Annotated in this window: 4 protein-coding genes and 2 pseudogenes; 2 read left to right on the top strand and 4 right to left on the bottom strand. The window is 65.1% G+C overall.

All coding sequences use genetic code 11. The features are described from left to right. The 4 genes and pseudogenes from B3605_RS04620 to hemN all read right to left on the bottom strand — a co-directional run. Positions 1 to 958 (bottom strand): annotated as a pseudogene (locus tag B3605_RS04620) (ABC transporter ATP-binding protein); the annotation flags it as partial. Continuing rightward, complete coding sequence (gene cydD / locus B3605_RS04615; protein WP_112944361.1) at positions 955 to 2643, bottom strand: thiol reductant ABC exporter subunit CydD; 1689 nt, start codon at positions 2641 to 2643, stop codon at positions 955 to 957. The gene cydD and the pseudogene B3605_RS04620, both read right to left, overlap by 4 nt. 4 nt (positions 2644 to 2647) lie before the next feature. After that, positions 2648 to 3226, bottom strand: coding sequence for a GbsR/MarR family transcriptional regulator (locus B3605_RS04610; RefSeq protein ID WP_112944360.1), 579 nt, complete (start codon positions 3224 to 3226; stop codon positions 2648 to 2650). Positions 3227 to 3372: 146 nt separating this feature from the next. After that, entirely contained in the window at positions 3373 to 4716 is a 1344-nt protein-coding gene (hemN, locus tag B3605_RS04605; RefSeq protein WP_112973695.1) for an oxygen-independent coproporphyrinogen III oxidase, read from the bottom strand. Between the two features lie 187 nt (positions 4717 to 4903). Between hemN and B3605_RS04600 the strand changes: the two genes are divergently transcribed. Then, positions 4904 to 5551, top strand: a complete 648-nt coding sequence (locus B3605_RS04600) for a Crp/Fnr family transcriptional regulator (RefSeq protein ID WP_112944359.1) — start codon at positions 4904 to 4906, stop codon at positions 5549 to 5551. Between the two features lie 92 nt (positions 5552 to 5643). After that, positions 5644 to 6803, top strand: a pseudogene (locus B3605_RS04595) (aminotransferase). The last annotated feature ends 81 nt before the right edge of the window (positions 6804 to 6884 follow it).

Below are 6884 nucleotides of genomic sequence, written 5' to 3'. Positions count from 1 at the left end.
GCTTTGCGGCCAACAGCGTGCGTCCGAGTTCGAGCGCGCCGCGACGCAGCGCGCCGAAGGGCTCGACAGCGGCGAAGGCGATCAGGATGCCGAGGGCGGCGACGGGCGCGGTGATGGTGCCGGCGTCGGCGAGGGCCGCAACGGCGAGCAACGAACCGGTGAGGAGGAGCGTCGAGGCGATGCCGAAGCCGAAGGTCACGCTGCTTTCGATGCGGTTCAGCCTGTTGTCGGCATCTTGGGCGTAGCGATCGGCGGCGGCTATGGCTGCCGTCTGCGCCTCGATCCTGCCTGCCATCAGCAGGTCCGACTGGCCGGCGACGAGGTCAATGGTGCGGGCACGCAGTGCCTCGATGCCGTAGGAGCGGCGGCGGGCATGGGCCGCGGCAAGGCGGCCGGCGCAAAGGGGTATGCCGAGGCCGGCGACGATGAGGAGCAGTGCCGCCGACAGGCCAAACAGGGGATGCATCAGGCCGAGTGCGATGCCTGTGGCGACGGCGGCGAGGATTGCGACGCCTGATGGTACCAGCACACGGAGATAGAGTGAGTCCAGCGCATCGATATCGCCGGTCAGACGAAACAGTAGGCGGGCCGGGCGTCTTGCAAGATCACAGGCAGCGCCGGCCTGCGCCCAGCCGCGAAACAGGCGTTCGCGGAGCGCGGCGAGCACGGCAAGCGTTGCGTCATGCGTCGTCAGCCGCTCGCCATAGCGCGAGGCGGTGCGGCCGATCGCCAGCAGCCTGATGCCTGCCGAGGGAGCGAAGACATCGAAGGTGATGGCGGTTGCCGCCGAGGCGCCGGCGATCGCGGTTGCCGTGATGAACCAGCCGGAGAGGCCGAGCAGGGCGATGCCGGCGCCCGCCGTCGCGGCCGACATGACGGCGCCCAGCAGCAGGCGACGCTTCTTCTCCTTCATGAAGAGCTTGAGGATGGGTTTCAGATCGGTCAGCGACGGGCTCATTCGGCGGCCTCCCTTGCGGGTTCCGGATCGAGATGGATCGTCCTGCCCATGCGGGCGGCGAGGCGGGGATCGTGGGTGGCGACGAGCAAGGTCTTGCCCTTGGCGAGTTCAAGCAGGCTCTCGGTGATGTCGTCGGCCGTTGTGCTGTCGAGATGCGCCGTCGGTTCGTCGGCGAGGACGATCAGCGTCTCGGCGTCGACGGCGGCGCGCGCGATGGCAAGCCGCAGCGCCTCGCCACCCGACAGGCCGGCTCCGCCATCGCCGAGCGGACGGTTGCGGTAGGCGTTCGCGAGCCTTCCTAGGTGGGCGGCGTTGAGTGTGGCGGCGGCCTGTTGAGTGGAGACCTGCGGCCGGCCGAGCGTGACGTTGCGGGTGATGCTGCCGGCGAAGATATGCGGCTTCTGGCCGATCCAGGCGATGTGTGGCCGCGACGATTGACCGGCCGGTTGCCGGCCGATCTCGACGCGGCCGCTTTCACAGGGTGCCAGGCCGGCGGCGAGTGCCAGCAGGGTCGATTTGCCCGAGCCGCTTGGGCCAAGCAGCGCGACGTGTTCGCCGGCGCGGATATGGAGATCGAAGTCCTCGATGGCCGAGGTATCGCTGCCGGGGTAGCGAAAGGCGACGGCGTCGAAGAGGATTTCGGCGGCCAGGGCGCCTTGAGCGGCTTCTTCCTGCGGCAGCAGCATCCCATCTTCGCTGAGCGCATCGAGCGCCTTCATCGCCGCTTCGCCCGAGGCGCGGTCGTGCCAGACGGCCGAGAGTTCGCGCAGCGGCTCAAAGAAGGCGGGTGCGAGCAGCAGCACGAAGAGGCCCGATGTGAGATTGAGGCTATTTGTCCAGGCACCGAAGCGGATTTCGCCGAGCAGCGAGAAGCCGACATAGACGGCGACCATGGCGACGCCGAGAGCAGCGAAGAGTTCGAGAACCGCCGACGACAGGAAGGCGATGCGCAGCACGGCCATCGTGCGGGTCTTCAGGTCCTCGGCATCGGCGCGAAGCCGCGTTGCCGTGGCATCGACGGCATCAAGCGCGCGGATGGTGGCAAGACCGCGCAGGCGGTCGAGCAGGAAGCCATTGAGGCCGCCCGTCGCGGCCAGCTGCTTTTCGCTGGCGGCCTGAGCACGCCAGCCGATCAGCGCCATGAAGACGGGGATGAGGGGCATGGCGAAGAGCAGCACGAGCGCCGCGATCCACGAGATCGGGAAGACGCAGGCGAGGATGACCAGAGGCACGGCGCTGGCCTTGAAGCGGGCCGGCTGGAAGCGTGAGAGATAGGGGACGATGAGTTCGGCCTGTTCGCCGACGATGCTGGCGGCCTCGCCTGAGGTGTGGCGGGTGCTGTCGACCGGCGACCGGCGCGCAAGGGCCTCGACGGCGCGGGCACGCCTCAGGGTGAGTTCGGCACGGGCGGCGCGAAAGGCGAGGCGGCCTCCTGCCGCTTCGAGACAGCTTTTCGTGATGCCGAGGAAGCCGATGACGATCGCCGGCCAGATGACGGCCTCGACCCCGCCGCCATTGGCGATGCGGCCGACCGCGACCGAGAGAAGGCCGGCCTGCGGGATCCAGAGGAGGGCAGCGAGCGTCTGGATCAGAGCCGCGTTGCGCGAGGCGGAGCGCTGGCGGGCGCGCTTGCGCCGTCCGTCGCGGGCCTTGTCTTGCTTGGCATCGAGAAAGGCACTGGTCATGGCGCTAACTCTTGTTCGCAGGATTGGGACGGCGGCCACGGCCGAGCGAGATGACCCGGTCCTTGGCCTCAAGCAGCTTCGTCACTTTCGCGCCTAGCGAGAGTAGCGTTGCAAGTCTTTCGGTTTCAAGTTGTTTCACATCGTCATACCAATGTGTCAGCTGTTCAATCAGCGCATGCATTTCGCTCATGCGTTCCTGGGCGTGGCGCTCGGCCTCGCTTGCCGGCCTCTGCATCAGGATTTCGCGCAGCACCGAGAGCGTCGGATCGACCTCGCGCTTCTTGCGTTCTTCGGCGAGTGTGCGCAGGATCTGCCAGACATCGTCGGGCGTGGTGAAGAAGTCGCGGCGGTCGTCCGGCCGGTGCCTGAGCAGCACGAGGTTCCAGGTCTGCAGTTCGCGCAGGCTCATCGAGACGTTCGAGCGCGAGATGCCGAGCGCGTCGGCGATCTCCTCGGCGCAGAGCGGCTGCGGGGAGACGTAGAGCAGTGCGTAGATCTGGCTCACCGTCCTGTTGATGCCCCAGCGCGAGCCCATCTCACCGAAGTGCAGGACGAAGGATTGGACGAGCGGCGCAAGGTTCATGGTCAGGTTTCCGTTATGACTGTGATTTCAGAAATTTCTGAAATCACAGTGCGCAGTGCGTGGCTGACAATCGACAGGCCGGGGCTGCTGCAATTGGCGCCGGATTTGACGATAGTCAGCTTTTCGCTTGGGTTTATTGATTCAGATCAAATGGCGGAGGAATGTTTGGCCTTGCCCTGCGCGAGATAGCGATCGAACTTGGCGGCGATGGTGCGCACGAAGGGGCGGCCTTCGTCGGTGATCACGAACCTGTCGCCATCGAAAGAGACGAAGCCATCCTCATTGAAGCTCGCATGCAGGGCGTCGTCGCAGGCGTCGTCGGCAGCCTTGCCGAAACGGGCGCGCAACTCGGTGACCGAGAAGGCGTACTGGCACATCAGCTCCTCGATCGCCTGCGCGCTGGCGCGGTCAGCATCCGAGAGCGCGAAGCCCCGGGCAACGGGAAGGCGGCCTTCCGAGATCGCCCGGCAATATTGCCCCGTCGCGACGATGTTCTGGACATAGCCCTCAGGAAGCTTGCCGATCGAGGAGGCGCCAAGGCCGATCAGCGTATCGGCGCCATCGGTCGTGTAGCCCTGGAAGTTGCGTCGGAGTGCGCCGTCGCGCAGCTGGCGGGCCATGCTGTCGTCGGGCTTCGCGAAGTGGTCGATGCCGACAGCGTCATAGCCTGCGGCAAGGATGGCGTCGGCGCCGGCCGCGGCCATCGCGAAACGGTCGGCGGGACCGGCAAGCGTTGCGGTATCGATCACCGACTGGTGCTTCTTGACCCAGGGCACGTGGGCATAGCCGAACATGGCGATGCGATCGGGCTGCATCGACAGCGACAGCTCGATCGTGCGCAGCAGCATGTCGCGGTCCTGATGCGGTAGGCCGTAGACGATGTCGAGATTGATCGAGCCGATGCCGAGCTCGCGCAAGGTGCGCACGACCATCTCCGTCTGCTCGAAGCTCTGCGGCCGGTTGATCGCGGTCTGGACGATCGGCTCGAAATCCTGCACGCCGACGCTTGCCCGCGTCATGCCGAAATCGCGCCATGCCCTCAGCTTCTCGGCGTCGACATGAGTCGGGTCGATCTCGACGCTGATTTCGCAATCGGGACCGATGTCGAAGTTTTCATCAAGTGTCACGCGCAGACGGCGGAGGTCGTCGGGGCTGACGATCGTCGGCGAACCGCCGCCGAAATGGATGGCTGCGACCTTTCGTCGTAGCGGGAGATATTTTGCAACGAGCGCGATCTCGCTATTCAAGGCTTCCAGGTAGGTCGCGATGGGGTCGTAGCGACGCACCTGCTTGGTATGGCAACCGCAGTAGAAACAGAGCCGGTCGCAGAACGGAATATGCACGTAAAGCGATAGTGCGCCTTGTGAATTTGCTTCGAGCCACTGCCGGTAATCCATCTCGCCAACGCCCTCGTGGAAGTGCGGCGCGGTCGGATAGCTGGTGTAGCGGGGTACGGGGGCAGAGTAGCGGGCAATGAGATCGGCGTTCATGAGCGTGTCCTTTCGAGGACGGGAATAAAGGGGGTTTTCGATGAATGCCTTGATCTCGATCAAGAAAACGCTGTTCTCTGACGACAGCCTTGGCTATGCTTCCGGCGGAGCTGGTTGCATGCGAAAAGATATACATAATTCTAATATTCCAATACGTTGCGTAAGCTGCGAGGTCCGCCACAAGGGTATGTGCGGCGCGCTGACGGGCGACGAACTTCTGTCTCTGTCTGCCCATACGCGGCTGGTGACGCATCACGCCGGCGAGGAACTGGCAGGCGAAAAGATGCCCGTCGAGGCCTACGCCACCGTCATCAGCGGCGTTGTGAAATTGACGAAGACGCTGGAGGATGGGCGCCAGCAGATCGTCGGGCTGCAGTTCGCTCCCGACTTCCTCGGCAGGTTGCATGCCAACGAAAACGGTGTCTCGGCCGAGGCCGCGTCCGATGTGCATCTGTGCCGTGTTCCGAAAGCCGCCATGGAGCGGCTGGTCAAGAGCACGCCGGCACTCGCTGAAAGGCTGATGGAACAAACGATGCGCGAGCTCGACGAGGCGCGCGACTGGATGGTGACGCTGGGGCGCAAGACGGCGGCGGAGAAGGTGGCGAGCTTCCTGTTTCTGATCGCGACGCATCTGGATCCCGAGGCGACCGGCGAGAATCGCCGTTTCGACCTGCCGCTGTCGCGCGCCGATATCGCCGATTTTCTCGGGCTGACGATCGAGACGGTGTCGCGGCAAATGTCGAAACTCAAGGCCGATGGCGTCATTTCCATCGTCGCCAACCGGCATATCGAGGTGGCCAAGCTCTCCAAGCTGAAGGCCTGCTGCGGCACCTGATGGCGCGCTTCGGCGCGCCCTGTGAATGCGTGTTGCCGAGCCGGGTGTTTTGTGCAGGAGTGATGGTTTCCATTATCGATTTGAGAGCCTCCATGCCCTCCGCTGAAGCCAATCTCCTCGTCTCCCGACTGTCTCCGCCACCCATCCCATCGGTGCTCGGGCACGCGAGTACAAGGGAGCCAAGGGGCCGCTGGTCGATCTCTCGCAGGCGGTTCCGGGCTATCCGGCGCATCCCGAGATGCTGCGGCTGCTGGGTGAGGCTGCATCATCGCCCACCACAACAGGCTACGGGCCGATCGAGGGCGAGGGCGTGTTGCGCGAGGTCTATGCCCGGCAGATGTCCGACGTTTACGGCGCGCCGGTCGCTGCCCGCAACGTCCAGATCACTGCCGGCTGCAACCAGGCCTTCATGGCGGCGGCCATTGCGCTTGCTGGCGCCGGAGACAGCGTGGCGCTGACCAATCCCTTCTATTTCAACCAGGAAACGACCCTGTCGATGCTTGGCATCAACAGGGTGCTGGTCGAATGCGACGCCGGGAACGGCTTCCTGCCCGATATCGCCTCGGCCGAGAAGGCGCTGGCCTCGGGCGCCAAGGCGCTGGCGATCGTGACGCCAAACAATCCGACGGGCGCGATCTATCCGCCGGAGTTGTTGCGCGCGCTGTTCGACCTCTGCCGCAGCCATGGGTCGTGGCTGATCGTCGACGAGACCTACCGCGACTTCCTGCCGGAGGGTTATGGCGCCCCGCACCCGCTGCTCAGCATCCCCGGCTGGGAGGAGACGCTGATCCTGCTTTACAGCTTCTCCAAATCCTTCTGCATTCCCGGCCATCGGCTGGGCGCGATCACCGCCGGTGAGGGTGTCGTCGCCGAGATCGTCAAGGTGATGGACAACATGCAGATCTGCGCGCCGAGGGCTGCGCAGGTGGCGGTTGCCGAGGCGATGCCCGTTCTGGCCGACTGGCGGGCCGCGAACCGACTGGAGATCGCCCGGCGGGCGGATGCGCTGCGGGCGGTGATGGCTGAGTTGCCCGGCTGGGAGATCGGGGCGCTTGGCGCGTATTTCGCCTTTATCCGGCATCCGTTCGCGGATTTGAGTTCGTCTGCGGTTGCCGAGAGGCTGGCCAAGGAGGCTGGCGTGGTTTGTCTGCCGGGGAGCTATTTCGGGGTGGGGCAGGAGCGGTATTTGCGGTTGGCGTTTGCCAATGCGGATGCGGTGTCGATCGGGCGGTTGGTGGAGCGGTTGCGCTAGGGTTGCTTTGGGGGGGCAGGAGATTGGACGTCGTGCCGTGTGGCGCCCCCCTCTGTCCTGCCGGACATCTCCCCCACAAGG

Source organism: Rhizobium sp. UBA1881, from assembly GCF_002338015.1.
In the GTDB taxonomy this organism is placed as follows: Bacteria; Pseudomonadota; Alphaproteobacteria; order Rhizobiales; family Rhizobiaceae; genus Rhizobium.
This window is presented reverse-complemented; position numbering and strand designations above follow the sequence as displayed.

Bases quoted from the DNA above. Each gene is read 5' to 3' on its own strand.
- cydD (WP_112944361.1), bottom strand. From the start codon at position 2,643: ATGACCAGTGCCTTTCTCGATGCCAAGCAAGACAAGGCCCGCGACGGA.
- B3605_RS04610 (WP_112944360.1), bottom strand. From the start codon at position 3,226: ATGAACCTTGCGCCGCTCGTCCAATCCTTCGTCCTGCACTTCGGTGAG.
- hemN (WP_112973695.1), bottom strand. From the start codon at position 4,716: ATGAACGCCGATCTCATTGCCCGCTACTCTGCCCCCGTACCCCGCTAC.
- B3605_RS04600 (WP_112944359.1), top strand. From the start codon at position 4,904: ATGTGCGGCGCGCTGACGGGCGACGAACTTCTGTCTCTGTCTGCCCAT.